This window comes from Streptomyces sp. NPDC003943, assembly GCF_053605265.1.
On record NZ_JBSGIW010000085.1, the window covers coordinates 16,878 to 34,344 of the forward strand.

General features: G+C 71.3%; 18 protein-coding genes. 10 read left to right on the top strand and 8 right to left on the bottom strand.

Annotation, left to right across the window (positions count from 1 at the left end; all coding sequences use genetic code 11):
* Positions 1-213 precede the first annotated feature (213 nt).
* From ACWEV0_RS28410 to ACWEV0_RS28425, 4 genes are all read left to right on the top strand, one after another.
* Entirely contained in the window at positions 214-1,911 is a 1,698-nt protein-coding gene (locus tag ACWEV0_RS28410; RefSeq protein WP_453152433.1) for a hypothetical protein, read from the top strand.
* Positions 1,912-1,931: 20 nt separating this feature from the next.
* A complete protein-coding gene (locus ACWEV0_RS28415; RefSeq protein WP_453152435.1) occupies positions 1,932-3,653 on the top strand; it encodes a hypothetical protein in 1,722 nt (573 codons plus the stop codon).
* Between the two features lie 108 nt (positions 3,654-3,761).
* The gene (locus ACWEV0_RS28420; RefSeq protein WP_453152437.1) at positions 3,762-4,475 is read left to right on the top strand and encodes a DUF1707 SHOCT-like domain-containing protein; all 714 of its coding nucleotides are present in this window, start codon (positions 3,762-3,764) and stop codon (positions 4,473-4,475) included.
* Positions 4,476-4,688: 213 nt separating this feature from the next.
* Positions 4,689-5,069, top strand: coding sequence for a WhiB family transcriptional regulator (locus tag ACWEV0_RS28425; RefSeq protein ID WP_403796208.1), 381 nt, complete (start codon positions 4,689-4,691; stop codon positions 5,067-5,069).
* 93 nt (positions 5,070-5,162) lie between these two features.
* Here ACWEV0_RS28425 and glpX read toward each other — a convergent pair whose 3' ends face one another.
* Positions 5,163-6,197 carry a class II fructose-bisphosphatase gene (glpX, locus tag ACWEV0_RS28430; protein ID WP_453152440.1) on the bottom strand — a complete coding sequence of 345 codons (1,035 nt, stop codon included), beginning with the start codon at positions 6,195-6,197 and terminating at the stop codon, positions 5,163-5,165.
* 135 nt (positions 6,198-6,332) lie between these two features.
* Between glpX and ACWEV0_RS28435 the strand changes: the two genes are divergently transcribed.
* Entirely contained in the window at positions 6,333-6,860 is a 528-nt protein-coding gene (locus ACWEV0_RS28435; protein WP_403796212.1) for a DUF4245 domain-containing protein, read from the top strand.
* Between the two features lie 75 nt (positions 6,861-6,935).
* On the opposite strand, the gene ACWEV0_RS28440 is transcribed toward ACWEV0_RS28435, so the two are convergent.
* The 4 genes from ACWEV0_RS28440 to ACWEV0_RS28455 form a co-directional block, all read right to left on the bottom strand.
* Complete coding sequence (locus ACWEV0_RS28440) at positions 6,936-7,529, bottom strand: malonic semialdehyde reductase (protein ID WP_453152442.1); 594 nt, start codon at positions 7,527-7,529, stop codon at positions 6,936-6,938.
* 173 nt (positions 7,530-7,702) lie between these two features.
* Positions 7,703-7,951 (bottom strand): exodeoxyribonuclease VII small subunit, encoded by a 249-nt coding sequence (locus ACWEV0_RS28445; protein ID WP_453152444.1) that lies wholly within the window; start codon positions 7,949-7,951, stop codon positions 7,703-7,705.
* A 77-nt stretch (positions 7,952-8,028) separates the two neighbouring features.
* Positions 8,029-9,234 carry an exodeoxyribonuclease VII large subunit gene (gene xseA, locus ACWEV0_RS28450; protein ID WP_453152446.1) on the bottom strand — a complete coding sequence of 402 codons (1,206 nt, stop codon included), beginning with the start codon at positions 9,232-9,234 and terminating at the stop codon, positions 8,029-8,031.
* Positions 9,235-9,383: 149 nt separating this feature from the next.
* Positions 9,384-10,730: an APC family permease gene (locus ACWEV0_RS28455; protein ID WP_453152448.1), complete on the bottom strand. Its 1,347-nt coding sequence runs from the start codon at positions 10,728-10,730 to the stop codon at positions 9,384-9,386.
* 54 nt (positions 10,731-10,784) lie between these two features.
* Here ACWEV0_RS28455 and ACWEV0_RS28460 point away from each other — a divergent pair, with 54 nt between their 5' ends.
* The 3 genes from ACWEV0_RS28460 to ACWEV0_RS28470 all read left to right on the top strand — a co-directional run bounded on the left by ACWEV0_RS28460 (position 10,785) and on the right by ACWEV0_RS28470 (position 13,887).
* Complete coding sequence (locus ACWEV0_RS28460; RefSeq protein WP_453152450.1) at positions 10,785-11,792, top strand: 4-hydroxy-3-methylbut-2-enyl diphosphate reductase; 1,008 nt, start codon at positions 10,785-10,787, stop codon at positions 11,790-11,792.
* A gap of 65 nt (positions 11,793-11,857) precedes the next feature.
* On the top strand, positions 11,858-12,598 hold the full coding sequence (gene ppgK, locus ACWEV0_RS28465; RefSeq protein ID WP_453152451.1) for a polyphosphate--glucose phosphotransferase: 741 nt from the start codon (positions 11,858-11,860) through the stop codon (positions 12,596-12,598).
* 170 nt (positions 12,599-12,768) lie between these two features.
* Positions 12,769-13,887, top strand: coding sequence for a WD40/YVTN/BNR-like repeat-containing protein (locus tag ACWEV0_RS28470; protein WP_453152453.1), 1,119 nt, complete (start codon positions 12,769-12,771; stop codon positions 13,885-13,887).
* 157 nt (positions 13,888-14,044) lie between these two features.
* Here ACWEV0_RS28470 and ACWEV0_RS28475 read toward each other — a convergent pair whose 3' ends face one another.
* Positions 14,045-14,677 (bottom strand): DUF6542 domain-containing protein, encoded by a 633-nt coding sequence (locus ACWEV0_RS28475; protein WP_453152455.1) that lies wholly within the window; start codon positions 14,675-14,677, stop codon positions 14,045-14,047.
* Between the two features lie 152 nt (positions 14,678-14,829).
* Between ACWEV0_RS28475 and ychF the strand changes: the two genes are divergently transcribed.
* On the top strand, positions 14,830-15,918 hold the full coding sequence (gene ychF, locus ACWEV0_RS28480) for a redox-regulated ATPase YchF (protein WP_451607741.1): 1,089 nt from the start codon (positions 14,830-14,832) through the stop codon (positions 15,916-15,918).
* A 133-nt stretch (positions 15,919-16,051) separates the two neighbouring features.
* Here the strand turns inward: ychF and ACWEV0_RS28485 are convergent, their stop codons facing one another.
* Together ACWEV0_RS28485 and ACWEV0_RS28490 are read right to left on the bottom strand one after the other, a co-directional pair.
* On the bottom strand, positions 16,052-16,315 hold the full coding sequence (locus tag ACWEV0_RS28485) for a type II toxin-antitoxin system RelE family toxin (protein ID WP_453152457.1): 264 nt from the start codon (positions 16,313-16,315) through the stop codon (positions 16,052-16,054).
* Positions 16,308-16,577, bottom strand: a complete 270-nt coding sequence (locus ACWEV0_RS28490; RefSeq protein WP_019434848.1) for a type II toxin-antitoxin system Phd/YefM family antitoxin — start codon at positions 16,575-16,577, stop codon at positions 16,308-16,310. The genes ACWEV0_RS28485 and ACWEV0_RS28490 overlap by 8 nt, the downstream gene beginning before the upstream one ends.
* Positions 16,578-16,699: 122 nt before the next feature.
* Between ACWEV0_RS28490 and ACWEV0_RS28495 the strand changes: the two genes are divergently transcribed.
* Positions 16,700-16,954, top strand: coding sequence for a Txe/YoeB family addiction module toxin (locus ACWEV0_RS28495; RefSeq protein WP_453152459.1), 255 nt, complete (start codon positions 16,700-16,702; stop codon positions 16,952-16,954).
* Positions 16,955-17,467 lie beyond the last annotated feature (513 nt).

Consider the following 17,467-nt stretch of genomic DNA (forward strand, 5'->3'; position numbering starts at 1 on the left):
GAACGCGGCTCCGGCGGCGGGCCTGTGAGGTAAGGCTCAGTTCCCGGCGGGTGATGTACGCGTCGGCCAAGTGCTGGTCGCGATGCGTGAGTGTGTGATCACTGATAGTGATGATGGCGGTTGTGTGCATATGTGCCGTCGACGACACCGCGGCCATCCGGACCTGGGTGAGCTGATCCGCGGACCTCCCCCGCCCGTACGAGAGGACGACTGATGAGACGTGGGCTGAGACGCGTGGTGGCCGTGGGTGTGGCCGCCCTGCTGTGGACCGGCGCCCAGGCCGGTCCGGCACCGGGCGCCGCGTACGCGGCAGGCAGGGCGCCCGAGCCCGGCGCCACGGTCGCCTGGGGGAACGACGACTCGGGCCGGCTCGGCCGCGGCGTCGGTTCCGGGCTGAGCACCACCCCGGTCACCGTGTGCGGCGGTGCCGCCTGCGCCGACTCCCTGACCGACGTGGACGCGGTCGAGGCCGGCGCCGGTCACGCCGTGGCGCTGCGCGACGACGGCACCGTCTGGACCTGGGGGGACAACCGGTACGGACAGCTCGGCGACGGAACCACCACCGCGCGGACCACACCCGTCGAGGTGAGCTCCCTCACGGACGTGACCGCGATCGCCGCGGGCGACAACCACACCCTCGCCCTCACGCGTTACGGCTACGTGTGGGCCTGGGGACGGAACAACGCGGGTCAGCTGGGCGACGGAACCACCGCCGACCGGTCCTCACCCGTCCGCGTCATGTGCCTCCCCAATCCGGAGTTCGGATGCACCGGTTGGCTCAACACCGTCACCCATATCGCCGCGGGCGGTGAGCACAGCCTCGCGGCGAACACGTTCGGCACCATCAGCGCCTGGGGGAACAACACGAACGGTCAACTGGGCGACGGCACCACCTATTCGAGCCCGGCCCCGGTCCAGGCGCAGGTGGGTGGCGATGTGGCGGCGCTCGCCGCCGGCTCCGCGCACAGCGTGGCGGTCTTCCGCGGCCGTGGCGGGATCTACACCTGGGGACGCAACGCCGACGGCCAGGCGGGCGACGGCACCACCATCGACCGGCTCACGCCCGGCCCGGTGTGCGCGGAGGGCACGAGTGCCGGCTGCACCACCTACCTGACCGGGGTGACCGGCGCCGACGCCGGTGGTTCCCACACTCTGGCGGTGCTGTCCAACGGCGGGGTACGCGCCTGGGGGGACAACGCCTTCGGTCAGCTGGGCGACGGCACCACGACGGACCGGACCACGCCCGTCCGGGTCTGCGCGTCCGGCACCAGCGCGGGATGCACCGTCTTCCTGGGCGCGGTGACCTCCGTCTCCGCGGGCGCCTCCTTCAGCCTGAGCCGGCAGAGCGAAAGCACCGCCCGCGGCTGGGGCTCCAACGCCTTCGGTCAGCTCGGTGACGGGACCACCACCAACAGGACGACTCCGAGGAAGGTCTGCGCTTCCGGGCAGACCGCGCCGTGCTCGCGCCTCCTCGACGGTGTGGGCGCCGTCGCGGCGGGCTCCGACTTCAGCCTGGCGACGTTCAGGCGACGTGCGGACGTGCGGATCGCGATCGGCGCGGACGAACCCGTCGCCTCCGGCGAGCAGCTGATCTACACGGTCACGGTGCGGAACGACGGGCCGGCAGCGGCGGACAACGTGTCGGTCAGCAGCACGCTGCCGGGCGCGAGCCGGTTCCTGAGCGCCACGCCGAGCCGGGGGACCTGCACCGGCCCGCCGGTGGGGTCGTCCGGCACGGTGACATGCCCGCTCGGCCGGATCGGGGCCGGCGCGCAGGCCACCGTGACCATTCGGGTCACGGTCACCGCGTCGGCCGGAACCATGATCACCAATGCCGTGTCGGTGAGCACCAGCACGCCCGACCCCAAGCAGGTCAACAACACCGCGACGCTCCGGACGCCGGTGAGCTGATGCGTACGAGAGGACGATCGATGAAGCGTGCTGTGCGCGGCCGCTCCGTGCTGCGGCGGGCCCTCGCCCTCGGTGCGGCCGGCCTGCTGTGGGTGGGCCTGGCACCCGGTGAGGCCACCGCGGCGCGGTCGGCCCTCCCGGGCAAGGCGACGGCCTGGGGAGAGAACAGCTTCGGTCAGCTGGGCGACGCGGCCTCCGCGGGCGGCAGCAGCGTCCCGGTCAAGGTCTGCGGCGCCGCCCCGTGCCCGAAGCCCTTGGACAACGTGATCGAGGCCGCCGCCGGGGAATGGCACAACATCGCCCTGCGCACCGACGGCACGGTCTGGGCCTGGGGCGACAACTCCTACGGCCAGCTCGGCGACGGCACCACCGACGTCAGGAGCGCACCCGTACGGGTCGGCTCCCTCACCGACGTGACCGCCGTCGCCGCGGGCGCCAACCACAACCTCGCGCTGCGCTCGGACGGCACGGTCTGGGCCTGGGGAGGCAACGGGAGCGGCCAGCTCGGCAACGGCACCACCACCGACAGCAGCGTTCCGGTCCAGGTCTGCGCCGAGAACACCGGCACCGGCTGCACCAGCTTCCTCACCGGAGTGACCGCGATCTCCGCGGGCGGCGCCCACAGCCTCGCGCTGGGCGCGGGAGGCGGTCTGCGGGCCTGGGGCTACAACGGCGACGGCCGTCTCGGCGACGGCACCACCCAGCAGCGGCTCGTACCCGTCCCCACCTTGCTGACCAGCGGGGTGAAGAGCATGTCGGCCGGAGGTTCGCACAGCCTGGCGGTGGTGTCGGACGGCACGGTCCGCGCCTGGGGAGGCAACTACACGGGGCAGCTGGGCGACGGCACCACCACGAACCGACCCGCACCCGTGCGCGTCTGCGACGTGGGAACGACCGCCCCCTGCACCACCTACCTCAGCGGTGTGGCCTCGGTCGCCGCGGGTCCGGAGCACAGCCTGGCGGTGCTGTCGAACGGCGGTGTGCGCTCCTGGGGCGACAACTTCAGCGGCCAGCTGGGCAACGGCAGCGCCCGGGGCGCGACCGACAGTCCGGTCCCCGTCCGGGTCTGTGCGACGGGCACCATCGGATACTGCACGACGTACCTCAGCGGGGCGACCGCCGCCGCGGCCGGCTTCCGGCACAGCCTGACCCGGCAGTCCGACGGCACCGTCCGGGCCTGGGGCGAGAGCCTCGACGGGCAGCTCGGCAACGGGCGCGTCCCCGGGGGCGGGGAGCCGGACTACGAGACCAACCCGGTCAAGGTGTGCGCCCCCGGGCAGACGTCGCCCTGCTCCCGCTTCCTCGACGGTGTCGGCGCGGTCTCGGCGGGCACCTACCACAGCCTGGCCATCGCCCTGCCGCGCCCGGACCTGAGCGTCACGATGACCTCGGACGCGCCCGTCGCCAACGGCGAGAGCCTCACCTACACGATCACGGTCCGCAACGGACCCACCGCCGCCGACGACGTGGTGCTCGACGACAGCCTGCCCGGCGAAGGACGGTTCTCCAGCGCCACGTCCAACCGGGGCAGTTGCGCCACCCTGCCCCCGTCCGGCTCGTCAGACACCGTGACCTGCGCCCTGGGACGTATCGGCCCCTACGGCCAGGCCACCATCACCATCACGGTGACTGTACGGGCCACCCCGGGGACCGTGATCACGAACAAGGCGACGGTCACGCTCGGCAACCCCGACCCGAACCCGGGCAACAACACCGCGACCCTCCGGACGACGGTGAGCTGAACCCCGCGAGCCCTCTCCGGCCCGCCCGAGGGCCGGAGAGGGCTTCTTCGTGCGTGGCTCCCGCCGAGCCCCTGGTCGCGATCTATCGCGTTTCGCTAGGCTGGCTCCGTGGACCTCGAAAAGCAGCCCCAGCAGCCCGAGCGGCAGCGGCCCGAGCAGCCGGCCGCCCCCGCGGCCCGGCCCGAATTCGCCGATCCGCAGGGGGCGATGCGGGCCTCGGACGCCGACCGGGACCGGATCGCGGACATCCTCAGGGACGCCCTGGCGGAGGGGCGGCTCGACGCCGAGGAGCACTCGGACCGGATCGACGCCGTCTACCGGGCCAAGACCGTCGGCGAGCTGGAGCCGCTCGTCCGCGACCTGCCCGCCACCGGCCACCGGCCGGCGCCCGTGCCCATGTACGGGGACGAGGGCGTCGAGGGCCCGGCGGACAACCTGGTCGCGGTGTTCTCGGCGTCCACCCGCAAGGGCCGCTGGCGCGTCGGCCGCCGCACCAACGCCTTCTCGCTGTTCGGCAGCGTCGAGATCGACCTGACCGAGGCGATCTTCGCCCAGCGCCTCACCACCATCAACGCCACCTCGATCTTCGGCAGCGTCGAGGTCCGCGTGCCGGAGAACGTGACCCTGCGCGGCAGCGGCACCGGCGTCTTCGGCAACTTCGAAGTCGTCACCTCGGAGGGCGCCGACCCGCAGGCCCCGGTCATCGTCGTCAACGGCTGGTCCGTCTTCGGGAACGTGGAGGCCAAGCCCAAGCGGGGCAAGTGGGTCACCGACCTGCAGAACAACCTTCAGGCCAAGTTCCGCAAGGATCTCGGCCAGTGATCGGGCGACGGCCGGTCGGTGACCCGACGGTGACCGGTCGGTTGATCAGCCACTGACGCCCGCGTTCCGCTCCGACCGGTGACCGGTTTTCGTCGTCCCGTGTCCGCGCTTCGGAACGCCGGGGCACGCAGTGCATAGGCGCACGCACAGCGGGTAGGGCTCGTTGCGTCGCCAATCGCCCCCGCCAGCGGAAGCCGTCGTCAGGAGTAGACCGTGCTGCAGATGCCGCATCAGCCCCTCCGGGTCGCCGCCGTGCCGCCCCAGCGCACCCCCGCCCGGGAGGACGAGGGCGGCCCGTGGCACACGGAGGCGGTGTGCCGCCGGGACGAGGCCGGTCTCTTCTTCGCCCCCTCCAAGGAGCCCACCGCCGCCCGGCTCTCCCGCGAGGAGGCCGCCAAGCGGGTCTGCGCCCGCTGCCCGGTGATGGTCGAGTGCCGCGAGCACGCCCTGCTCCAGCCCGAGCCGTACGGGGTGTGGGGCGGCCTCACCGCCGCCGAGCGCCGCGTCGTCCTCGCCCGGCGCCGTCGCCGGGACGCCGAGCTGCGCAAGGCCGCGGCCGCCGAGCGCGCCGAGCGCATCGCGAAGGCCGGCTGACCGTCGTACCGACGGGTCCGTCGCCCGTACGGGAAGGGGCGCCCCCACCGCACATGGGGGCGCCCCTCTTCGTACCGTCCTCGCTTACCGGTCTCAGTTGGCCCGGTCGAAGTCGATCTTGCTGTAGGCGCGCAGCTTCGCGAGCCGGTGCGTCGAGTCGATCTGCCGGATCGTGCCGGACTTCGAGCGCATGACGAGCGACTGCGTGGTGGCCGTCTCGGAGCGGTAGCGCACGCCGCGCAGCAGCTCGCCGTCCGTGATGCCGGTGGCGACGAAGAAGACGTTCTCGCCGGAGACCAGGTCGTCGGTGGAGAGCACCCGGTCCAGGTCGTGCCCGGCGTCCAGGGCCTTCTGGCGCTCGGCGTCGTCCTTGGGCCACAGCTTGCCCTGGATCACACCGCCCAGGCACTTTATGGCGCAGGCCGAGATGATGCCCTCGGGCGTGCCGCCGATGCCCATCAGCAAGTCGACGCCGGTGCCCTCGCGGGCGGCCATGATGGAGCCGGCCACGTCGCCGTCGGAGATGAACTTGATCCGGGCGCCGGTCTCGCGGATCTCCTTGACGATGCCGTCGTGCCGCGGGCGGTCGAGGATGACGACGGTGACGTCCTCGGCGTTCATGCCCTTGGCCTTGGCGACCCGGCGGATGTTGACCGAGGCGGGCGCGTTGATGTCGACGAAGTCGGCGGCCTCGGGGCCGGTGACCAGCTTGTCCATGTAGAAGACCGCGGACGGGTCGAACATGCTGCCGCGGTCGGCGGCGGCGAGCACGGCGATCGCGTTCGGCATGCCCTTGGCGTTCAGCGTGGTGCCGTCGATCGGGTCCACGGCGATGTCGACCTCGGCGCCGGTGCCGTCGCCGACCCGCTCGCCGTTGAAGAGCATCGGGGCCTCGTCCTTCTCACCCTCGCCGATGACGACCACGCCGTTCATCGAGACGGTGGAGATGAGGGTCCGCATGGCGTTCACCGCCGCGCCGTCCGCGCCGATCTTGTCGCCGCGACCGACCCAGCGGCCCGCGGCCATGGCGGCGGCCTCGGTCACCCGGACCAGTTCGAGGGCGAGGTTGCGGTCGGGGGCCTCGGGGGAGACCTCCAGCTCGGGCGGCAGGTGGTGGTGCTCGGACATCGGTGCGCACCTTTCTGTTACGGCGACGGGCGACGGCCGGAAAAACAAGAGGGTGCCGTGACTCTATCGTCAGGTCGACAAATTGAGCAGAGGGGCCCACGTATGAGCACAACACCATGATGCGACCATGGGGGCGTGGCAGGTAACCAGCGACGCAGGCAGACGGTACGCGGGATGTTCCAGTCCCTCGCGGTGATCGCGGTCGCCGCGGGCGTGATGTACGTCTTCATCCCGCACGACGAGACGGCGACCCCGGTGAAGGCGAAGGACTACCGGGTGGAGCTTCTGACGGCCCAGCGGGCGGCACCGTACCCGGTGCTGGCCCCCGAGGGCCTGGGCGACGGATGGAAGGCGACGGTCGTCTCGTACCAGCGGGAGGACCACAACGCCTGGCGGCTCGGCTTCCTGAGCCCCGACACCCAGTACGTGGCCCTCAACCAGTCCACGGAGGACCCGAAGAAGTTCGTGCCCGCGGTCACCCAGCAGGCGAAGAACTCGGGGAAGACCGAGACGGTGGCCGGACGGGTCTGGCAGCGCTGGGAGGGCCCGAAGTACGACGCCCTGGTGCGCACCGAGGACGGTGCGACGACCGTCGTGACGGGCACGGCGTCGTTCGAGCGGCTGGCCGAGATGGCGGGCGCGCTCCAGGCGAAGAAGGCGTAGTCCGCCTGCGCGGGCGGAGGTACGGGGAAGGCCCCCGGTGCGATGCACCGGGGGCCTTCCTTGTGCGCGTGTCGATCAGACGGTCGTGATGACGTCGTCGTAGGCGAGGCGCGGCTGACGCGGGAACGGGGAGGCGTCCTCGCCCGGCTTGCCGATGTTGACGACCATCAGCGGGGTGTGGTCGGCGTCCAGGAACTCCTTCTGCACGCCGCCGAAGTCGAGACCGGTCATCGGGCCGGCGGCCAGGCCGGCGGCGCGGATGCCGACGATGAAGTACGCGGCCTGGAGGGCGGCGTTCAGCAGCGCGGACTGCTCGCGGACCGGGCGCTCGGAGAAGAAGAGGTCCTTGGCCTGCGGGAAGTGCGGCATCAGGGCCGGGAGCTCCTCGTGGAACTCGTTGTCCGCGGAGAGGATCGCGACCAGCGGGGCGGCCTGGGTCTTGGCCTGGTTGCCCTCGGCCATGTGCTTCACCAGGCGCTCGCGGGCCTCCGCGGAGCGGACCAGCGTGATGCGCAGGGGGGTCTGGTTGAAGGCGGTCGGACCGTACTTGACCAGGTCGTAGATCGCCTGGACCTGCTCGTCGGTCACCGGCTCGTCAGTGAACGTGTTGGCAGTGCGGGCCTCGCGGAAGAGGAGGTCCTGGGCGGCGGGGTCAAGGGCGAGAGACATGCTGCATACCTTCCGAACTGCACGGGTCGCTCGTCAGGGAGTTCGAGCGATGACCCGACAGTACGACGGAAGTAGGTGAAGTTTCAACTACTCGTCCCATTTAAAACCGGATAGTGATCCGCTTCACAGGATTCAGTGTACGCGGCCCGGAGGGGCGCTCAACCCCCCGGCGCTCAGTCCTCCGCCGCGTCCTGCTCCTGCTCCCGCTCGGCCGCCAGCGAGGCGTCGAGCCGCGCCCGGGCGCCCTCCAGCCAGTGCCGGCACACCTTCGCCAGCTCCTCGCCGCGCTCCCAGAGCGTCAGCGACTCCTCGAGGGTCGTGCCGCCCGCCTCCAGCCGCCGGACCACCTCGATGAGCTCGTCACGGGCCTGTTCGTAGCCGAGTGCAGTCGCAGTCTCGTCCGCGTCCACGCGCGCTGCCATGCGTTCCACCTCTGTCTGTCCGTTCTCTGTCATGTCTCTGTACTTCTCGACGCTTCTCTGACGTACCGGCCGACGTCCTACGAGCGCCGCACCGTGAACTCGCCCGCCGCCACCCGCGCCCGCAGCTCCTCGTCGACCGCGACCTCCGCCGGGTCCCGCACCACCGCGCCGTCCGCCCGCTGGAGCACCGCGTAACCCCGCTCCATCGTGGCCGCGGGCGACAGCGCCCGGACCCGGGCCCGGGTGTGCGAGAGCTCCGAGTCGGCCCGGTCGAGCAGATGCCCCAGGGTCCGCCGGCTCCGCGCCAGCAGCGCGGCCAGCTCGTCCTCGCGGACCTCGACCATCCGCTGCGGATGCTCCATCACCGGCCGGGCCAGCGCGTGCGCCAGGCCCCGCTCCTCGCGCTCCAGCAGCCCCCGTACGCAGCGCAGCGCCCGGTCCCGCAGACCCCGCACCCGCTCCAGCTCCTCGCCCACGTCCGGGACGACCTTCTTGGCGGCGTCCGTCGGCGTCGACGCCCGCAGGTCCGCGACCAGGTCCAGGAGCGGCGAGTCCGGCTCGTGGCCGATGGCCGACACCACCGGCGTACGGCAGTCGGCGACCGCCCGGATCAGCTGCTCGTCCGAGAACGGCAGCAGGTCCTCGACGCTGCCGCCGCCGCGCGCCACGACGATCACGTCCACGTCCTCGTGCGCGTCCAGCTCCTTCACCGCCTGGATCACCTGCGGCACCGCACGCACGCCCTGCACCGCCACGTTCCGCACCTCGAAGCGGACGGCGGGCCAGCGCCGCCGCGCGTTCTCCAGCACGTCCCGCTCGGCCGCCGAGGCCCGGCCGCAGACCAGGCCGATCAGCTGCGGCAGAAACGGCACCGGCTTCTTCCGGTCGAGCGCGAACAGACCCTCGGCGGCCAGCGTCCGCTTGAGCTGCTCAAGGCGGGCGAGCAGCTCGCCGATGCCGACCGGCCGGATCTCCGCCGCCCGCAGCGACAGCTGCCCCCGCGGCGCGTACCACTCCGGCTTGGCGTGCACGACCACCCGCGCGCCCTCGGAGACGACGTCGGCGACGGCGTCGAAGACCTGCCGGTAGCACGTCACGTTGATCGAGATGTCGTACGACGGGTCCCGCAGCGTCAGGAACACCACCCCGGCGCCCGGCCGCCGCGACAACTGGGTGATCTGCCCCTCGACCCAGATCACCCCCAGCCGGTCGATCCACCCCCCGATGAGCCGGGAGACCTCTCCGACGGGCAGCGGCGCTTCGGCGGACGTGTTCAGACCCATGCGCCGAGCGTAACGGGATGCTGCGACAACGGGACCGGTCGTGCGGCCACGCGGCGGGGCGGGGGCGCGCGGCCCCCCCGATCACGGCGCCGGCCGCCGCGCCCGGCGCTGGCCCTCGCCCCCGGTCACGGCCCCCGCCCCGCTCCCGGTCACGGCGCCGGCCGCTGCGCCCCCTGCATCGCCAGGACCACGAGGCCGACGCCCAGCCAGATCACGCCCACCACCTGTGCCGACGGTGCCGCCTCCACGATCACCGCGACGAGGATCGCCGCACCGACCACCGGCGCCACGACGTGCGGCAGCCAGCGCGGCGGGCCCGCCATGCGGCGCAGCGCGAACCAGCCCACCACGCTCGCGTGCAGCAGGACGAAGGCCGTCAGGGCGCCGATGTCGACCACCGAGACGAGACGGTCCAGGCCGTCGGCCTGCCGGGCCGCCCACACCGCCGCGACCATCGTGATCGTCGCCGAGACGAGCAGCGCCACCCGCGGCACGCCCGAGTCCGTGCGCGCGAGCACGTGCGGCAGCCGCCGGTCGCGGCCCATCGCGAACAGCAGCCGCCCGCCCGCCGCCTGCCCGGCGAGCGCCGCGAAGGCCGCGCCGATCGCCTTCGAGACGGCCACCAGGTCGTGCAGCCACCGTCCGACGGCCGCGTCCACCGCGTCGTAGAACGCCGAACCCTGCCGCGCCGGGTCCACCGCCATCGCCTTCGACGAGACCGGCTGCAGCAGCGCCACCAGCCAGGTCTGCGCCACGAACAGCACCCCGGCGAGCGCCAGACAGAACAGCACCGCCCGCGCCACCTTCGCCGATCCCCCCGTCACCTCCTCGGCGAAGGTCGCGATCGCGTCGAAGCCGAGGTACGAAAGCACCGCCACCGACACCGCCCCGAGCACGGCCGAAGCCGAGAACCCGGCGTCCCCGGCGAGCGGCGACCACCAGTCGCGCTGCGCCCCGTCCCGTACGAGCACGACGACCGCCGACACGACGAAGACCAGGAGCACCACGATCTCCATGGCGAGCACGGCGAGGCCGACCCGGGCCGCCGCCCGCACCCCCCACAGATTGAGCAGCGTCGTGACGACGACCGCGATCCCGGTCCAGATCCACCGGTCCACCTGCGGGACCAGCGCCTCCACCGCGATGCCCGCGAAGAGGTACGCGACGGCCGGGATGAGCAGGTAGTCGAGCATCGCCATCCAGCCGGCGACGAAACCCGCGCCCTCGCCGAGGGCCGTACGCGCGTACGCGAAGACCGACCCCGCCTGCGGCACGACCCGCACCATCTGCGCGTAGCTGAAGGCCGTGAACGCCATGGCGACGGTGGCCACCGCGTACACGAGTGCGACCGCCCCCTGCGACTTCGCGTCGAGAGTGCCGAAGATGCCGACCGGCGCCATCGGGGCGATGAAGAGGAGCCCGTACACGACCAGGTCACGGAACCCGAGGCTCCGTCGGAGGTGCTCGTGATCGGCCACCCGCGATTCCTCAGCCATGGCGTCAGTCTCGGCCACCGTGCCGAGGAAACCGCCGACCGACGCGGCCTTACGATGGGACCCATGACTGCGTCGTCCGCAACCAACCGCCCGAAGCGTGTCCTGCTCGCCGCTCCCCGCGGCTACTGCGCGGGCGTGGACCGTGCCGTGATCGCCGTGGAGAAGGCCCTCGAGCAGTACGGGGCCCCCGTCTACGTCCGCCACGAGATCGTCCACAACAAGTACGTCGTGCAGACCCTGGAGCGGAAGGGCGCGATCTTCGTCGACCAGGCGACCGAGGTGCCGCCGGGCAACATCGTGATGTTCTCCGCGCACGGCGTCGCCCCGACCGTCCACGAGGAGGCCCGCCAGGGGCGGCTCGCCACCATCGACGCGACCTGCCCGCTGGTCACCAAGGTCCACAAGGAGGCCGTGCGGTTCGCCAACGAGGACTTCGACATCCTCCTCATCGGCCACGAGGGCCACGAGGAGGTCATCGGCACCTCCGGCGAGGCCCCCGACCACATCCAGCTCGTCGACGGCCCCGAGGACGTCGCCAAGGTCGAGGTCCGCGACCCGTCCAAGGTCGTCTGGCTCTCCCAGACCACGCTCTCGGTCGACGAGACCATGGAGACGGTGGACGCGCTGAAGGAGAAGTTCCCGCAGCTGATCTCCCCGCCGTCCGACGACATCTGCTACGCCACGCAGAACCGCCAGACCGCCATCAAGGAGCTCGCCGGCCAGGCCGAGCTGGTCATCGTGGTCGGCTCCAAGAACTCCTCCAACTCGCAGCGCATGGTCGACGTCGCCAAGCAGGCCGGCGCCCCCGCCGCGTACCTCGTCGACTTCGCCAGCGAGATCGACGAGGCCTGGCTGGAGGGCGTCACCAGCGTCGGCCTCTCCTCGGGCGCCTCGGTGCCGGACGTCCTCGTCCAGGAGGTCCTGGAGTGGCTGTCCCAGCGCGGCTACGTGGACGTCGAGCTGGTCAAGACGGCGGACGAGTCGCTCACCTTCTCGCTCCCGAAGGAACTGCGCGACAAGGACCTGCGCGCCAAGGCGGAGGCCCTGCTCGCCGGCGAGTGAGCGCGTTTCGCCGACGACCGCCGATGACCGGGTGACGGAGCGCCCCGGCCCGTAACGTTGAGTCCATGAACGTCTTCGGAGTGGACATCGGCGGATCGGGCATCAAGGGCGCGCCCGTGGACCTGAACCGCGGCGACCTGGCCCAGGAGCGCCACAAGGTACTCACCCCGCAGCCCGCGACGCCCGACGACGTCGCGGGCTGCGTCGCGGAGGTGGTCGGCCACTTCGGCTGGACGGGACCGGTCGGCGTCACCTTCCCGGGCGTGGTCACCGGCTCCACCGTCCGGACCGCCGCCAACGTCGACAAGGGCTGGATCGACGTCGACGCCGGCCGGCTGCTCGGGGACCGCCTCGGCGGCCTGCCGGTCACGGTCCTGAACGACGCCGACGCGGCCGGCATCGCCGAGATGACCTTCGGCGCGGGCCGGGGCAGGAAGGGCACCGTCATCCTGCTCACCCTCGGCACCGGCATCGGCTCCGCCCTCTTCGTCGACGGCACCCTCGTCCCCAACACCGAACTGGGCCACCTGGAGCTCAAGGGCCACGACGCCGAGAAGCGCGCCTCCTCGAAGGCGAGGGAGGACGAGGAGCTGAGCTGGGAGCACTGGGCGACCCGGCGGCTGCGGAAGTACCTGGCGCACGTGGAGATGCTGTTCTCGCCGGAGCTGTTCATCATCGGCGGCGGGGTGAGCCGGAAGGCCGACAGGTTCCTGCCGCTGATCGACGGCATCCGGGCGGAGATCGTCCCGGCGCAGCTGCAGAACAACGCGGGGATCGTGGGAGCGGCGATGGCGGCGACGCGGTAATTCTTCCGGTGTTCGGCTCCCGTTAACGATGATCTTTCGTCAAGGAGCTTTCTGGTCAATAAATGTGGCAGACGATCATGCGGTGCCGGGATGCCTCCCCCGGATAGAACAAGATCGACAAGTGTTCGTGCGTCATGCCCCACAAGGTCATGCCCCACAAGGGAGGCACCATGAAGCGGGTCACCGTCGCCGCCGTCACCACGGCCGCCGCTGCCCTCGCCCTCACCCTCGTCCAGCCGGCCGCGTACGCCGCGACCGCCTCGGCCTGGAGCGCCCCGACCTGCAACCGCGTCGTCGGTGACGGCGCGGTCACCTTCACCACCGACGACGGAGCGACCCTCACCGGGACCACCGGCACGCTCAGGCCCGTCAGCTACACCCACGGCCTGGTCGCCCTCGGCACCGCCAACACCCTCCTCGCGACCCGCAACGACGAGCTCCAGCGCTCTACCGACGCGGGCTGCAGCTGGTCCCACGTCGCGAACCTGGGCAGCAGCGCCGTGACGCTGACCGCGGGCGTCGGCAGCCGCGCCTTCGTCTGGGAGCCGAACGGCGCCACGCTCGCGCGCGTCGACGGCACCACCGTCACCACGCTCACCGCCCCGACCACCGCCGTCGTGGGCCTCGGCACCGACCCGGCCGACGCCGGCCACGTCCGCCTCGCGGGCAACGACGGCAAGCTGTACGACTCCCGCGACGGCGGCGCGACCTGGACCGCGATCGGCACCCCCGCGTTCCCCGCGGGCACCGGCGTCTACTCGGTGGCCTTCGACCCGGCGAACCTCGACCACGCCGTCGCCGGCGCCATGGTGAACGGCGGCGCGGTGACGACCGACGGCGGCACGACCTGGACCGCCTCCACCGGACTGACCTCCGGCACCTCCGCCAACCTGTTCCGTACCGCCGTCTCCCCGGCCAACCCCGCGGTCGTCTACGGCGTCGGCATCGACCTCACCGAGGCCGTCCCCGGCTCCGGCAACGAGGGCCGCCACCTGTACCGCTCGACCGACGGCGGCCGCACCTTCGCCAAGATCGTCGACGACACGTCGGACCACAAGCTCACCAACAGCACCCTGCTCGCCCCGAGCCCCACCGACCCGGCGGTCCTCTACTTCGAGTACGGCACGTACTTCTCGGGCTACGGCACCGACCTGCTCCGCTACGACGCGGGCACGGGACTCGTCACCAAGACCCACAACGCCTTCGACGGCGTCTCCGCCATCGCCTTCAACCCGGCCAGGCCGTCGGTGATGTACCTGGGCGTCGAGGAGGTCGGGACCCCGGGCTGAGGTCGGGACCCCGGGCTGTCGGGGGAGGGCTTACGGGGCAGGGCTTTACGGGGCGGGCGGCGCGCGCCGGCCGTGGGGCGCCCTTGCCGCGGGGCGGGCGCTCCAGCCGTGGGCGTCCTAGCCGTGGGGCGGGCGTCCCAGCCGCGGGGCGGGCGCTCTAGCCGTGGGGGGCTGCCTGGGCCTGCGCCCGGGCCCGGGCCCGCCGCTCCTGGCGCCGGCCCATGTCCCGTACCTTCCGGACGCTCGCGATGACACCGGCGACGAGCGTCCCCCCGTACAGCCACCCGGCATGCACGGCGAGCGCAGTGACCAGGGCCATCGCCTGGCCGCCGACCCCGCCCGTACCGCCCGAGATCGGCACGACGCCCACCGCGAAGGCGATGGGCACGCTGATCGGGGCGGTGACCAGGTCGGCGGTCCGCACCCACAGCGCTGTCAGGGCACTGACCGGCAGGAAGAGCAGCCCGAAGGCGAGCGGGGAGCCGTCCAGGACCAGCCAGTCGAGGAAGCCGACGACCAGCATCACGGCCGAGGCGAACAACCCGGCGCCCAGACCGGTGAGCCGGGGATTGGGCAGCCTGCGCAGCGCGGCGACCAGCGGCGGCGCGGGCCGGGCCGGCCGTTCCACCCGGGGCCGGCCGGGACGCGGCTTGGCCGCGACCCGGTAGACCGCGGCACCCTGGACGAGGGCACCGGGCGGCGCCACGGGGCTCTGCGGGTTCTGCGGGCCCTGCGGCCTGCCCGCGACGGGGCGTCGGGCCTGCGGCTTGCGTGTCCTGTGCTGCTCCACCCCACCAACGTAGGTCGGAAGGGGCCGGGAAGACGGTGCGGGACACGCCCTTTGGGTGACCTTGGCGCGAAGAGCGCCGTCATGGCTCGGTTCGGTGCCCCCGTAAACTGGGGGATCGCCCCACCTCCACTCCTCCTAGGGAAGTCGCCACCGTGTCGCTCACGATCGGAATCGTCGGCCTGCCGAACGTCGGCAAGTCGACCCTGTTCAACGCCCTGACCAAGAACGACGTGCTGGCGGCCAACTACCCGTTCGCCACGATCGAGCCGAACGTCGGCGTCGTCGGCGTCCCGGACTCCCGCCTGGACAAGCTCGCCGAGGTCTTCGGCTCGCAGCGCATCCTCCCGGCCACGGTCGACTTCGTCGACATCGCCGGCATCGTGCGCGGCGCGAGCGAGGGCGAGGGCCTGGGCAACAAGTTCCTCGCGAACATCCGCGAGTCGGACGCGATCTGCCAGGTCATCCGCGCGTTCAAGGACGAGAACGTCGTCCACGTGGACGGCAAGGTCTCGCCGAAGGACGACATCGAGACGATCAACACCGAGCTGATCCTCGCCGACCTCCAGACCATCGAGAAGGTCCTGCCGCGCCTCCAGAAGGAGTCCCGGATCAAGAAGGACGTGGCGCCGAAGGTCGCCGCGGTCGAGGCGGCCAAGGAGCTCCTGGAGAAGGGCGACACCCTCTTCTCGGCGGGCATCGTCCAGGGCTCGGAGAAGGCGGAGCTGCTCCACGACCTCCACCTGCTCACCACCAAGCCCTTCCTCTACGTCTTCAACGTCGACGAGGAGGAGCTGACCGACGAGGCCTTCAAGGACGAGCAGCGCGCCCTGGTCGCCCCGGCCGAGGCGATCTTCCTGAACGCCAAGCTGGAGGCGGACCTCGCCGAGCTCGACGAGGCGGACGCCATGGAACTCCTCCAGTCCGTCGGCGCCGAGGAGCCCGGCCTCGCCACCCTCGCCCGCGTCGGCTTCGACACCCTCGGCCTGCAGACCTACCTGACGGCCGGCCCCAAGGAAGCCCGCGCCTGGACCATCAAGAAGGGCGCCACCGCCCCCGAGGCCGCCGGTGTCATCCACACCGACTTCCAGAAGGGCTTCATCAAGGCCGAGGTCATCTCCTTCGCCGACCTCGTCGCCACCGGCTCGGTGGCGGAAGCCCGCGCGGCCGGCAAGGCGCGCATGGAGGGCAAGGAGTACGTCATGCAGGACGGCGACGTGGTGGAGTTCCGCTTCAACGTGTAGTCGTGCACTTACTGCACGTTAGACGTTGAGTCAAACGTGCAAGTCAGAAGGGGTCGGGCTCTATCGAGTCCGACCCCTTCGTCGTCACCGTGCTGGAGGGGTGCTGGATATTCTGACGTGCGGTCAGCAGCAATCAGTTGTCGTAAACGGTGGACCGGTGTCCCACGTGAACGACCCAGACCACCAGTTCTCCGTTGTCGATGGTGTAGACGACGCGGTAGTCGCCGACGCGCAGGCGGCGCCGTTCGGGCTGGGACACGAGTGCGGTCGTGTTGAAGCCGAGGGGGTCGGTCTCCAACTCGGTCAGCTTGGCCAGGATGCGCAGCGCCATGTCGCGGGGGATCTTCCGAAGCTCGGCCTGTGCCTCGGGGCGGAAGACGGTTCGGTACTCACTCACCGCGTGCCAGCGTCTCCCTCATGATGTCCTCGATCGGGATGCCGGGCGCGGGGTTGGCCATGCGCTCGTCGATGATTCGATTGATCTCGCGCTCTTCCCACTCCTGGTACTTGCGCAGTACCTCGATGGAGACGACGGCGGCGACTTCCTTGCCTCGGCGCGTGATCACTGTGGGTACGTCGTCGCGATCGGCGCGCTCCACGACCTCGGCGAGGTGGGCACGCACATCGCGGATGGACTCTATGGGCAGCGGCTGCGTCATGCGCCCAAGCGTACCGAGTGACTCATGTGTACACAACGCGCTTCCCCGGCGCGGGCGACGGGCTTCGTCGCGGTCGGCGTCTGGCCGGCCGGCAGCCATTCGATCCGCCCGATGGGTGCCGCGTGAGGCTCGTCTTCGAGGATCAGGGCTGGGAGGACTACACGTCCTCGCTCAAGAACGACCGCAAGATGCTCGCCCGGATCAACAAGCTCATCGAGGACGTCAGACGTGACCCGTTCTCAGGGATCGGCAAGCCCGAACCCTTGAAGTACCACTTGCCTGGGGCGTGGTCGCGGCGAATCGACGACGAGCATCGCCTCGTCTACTTGGTGACCGACAAGAAGATCGTCATTCTCGCGGCTCGATACCACTACTGACCGCTCATGCGGGGCGGGCGGTGCCGGGATGTTGCTCCCGTGCTGGGGTGGTGCCGGGAGAGCTTCAACATCTGATCCGGACCCTGAGCCGTACGTCAGAAGGGGCTGGGCTGCGAGAGCCCAACCCCCGGTTCGTCCTCCTCCTTCAGGACCCTGCTGGAAGGAGGAGGGGGACCCCAGGATCGAAGTTGACATGGGGTTCCTTGGGCCGTAGTGTTCTCCGAGTTGTCCGACGTGAGCACCGACCCCGGTCGGCCCCGGACAGCGATTCCGCAAGAACCACTCAACGCCTGACGGTGTGCTTTGCCGCGCCGTCTTGTCTTTCCGTGCGTTTTTGCGAAATGAGGAATCCGCGTTCGAGGTTCGGACGTGAGCCGCCGATTAGCTTCGGGGGCCGGGAATCCGCTAAAGTCTCACTCGTCGGAACGGCCCAACAGCCGGAAAGACAAACCCCGCTGACCGGGGATCAGACGCCGAAAGGATCTGATAGAGTCGGAAACGCCGGAAGGGCCC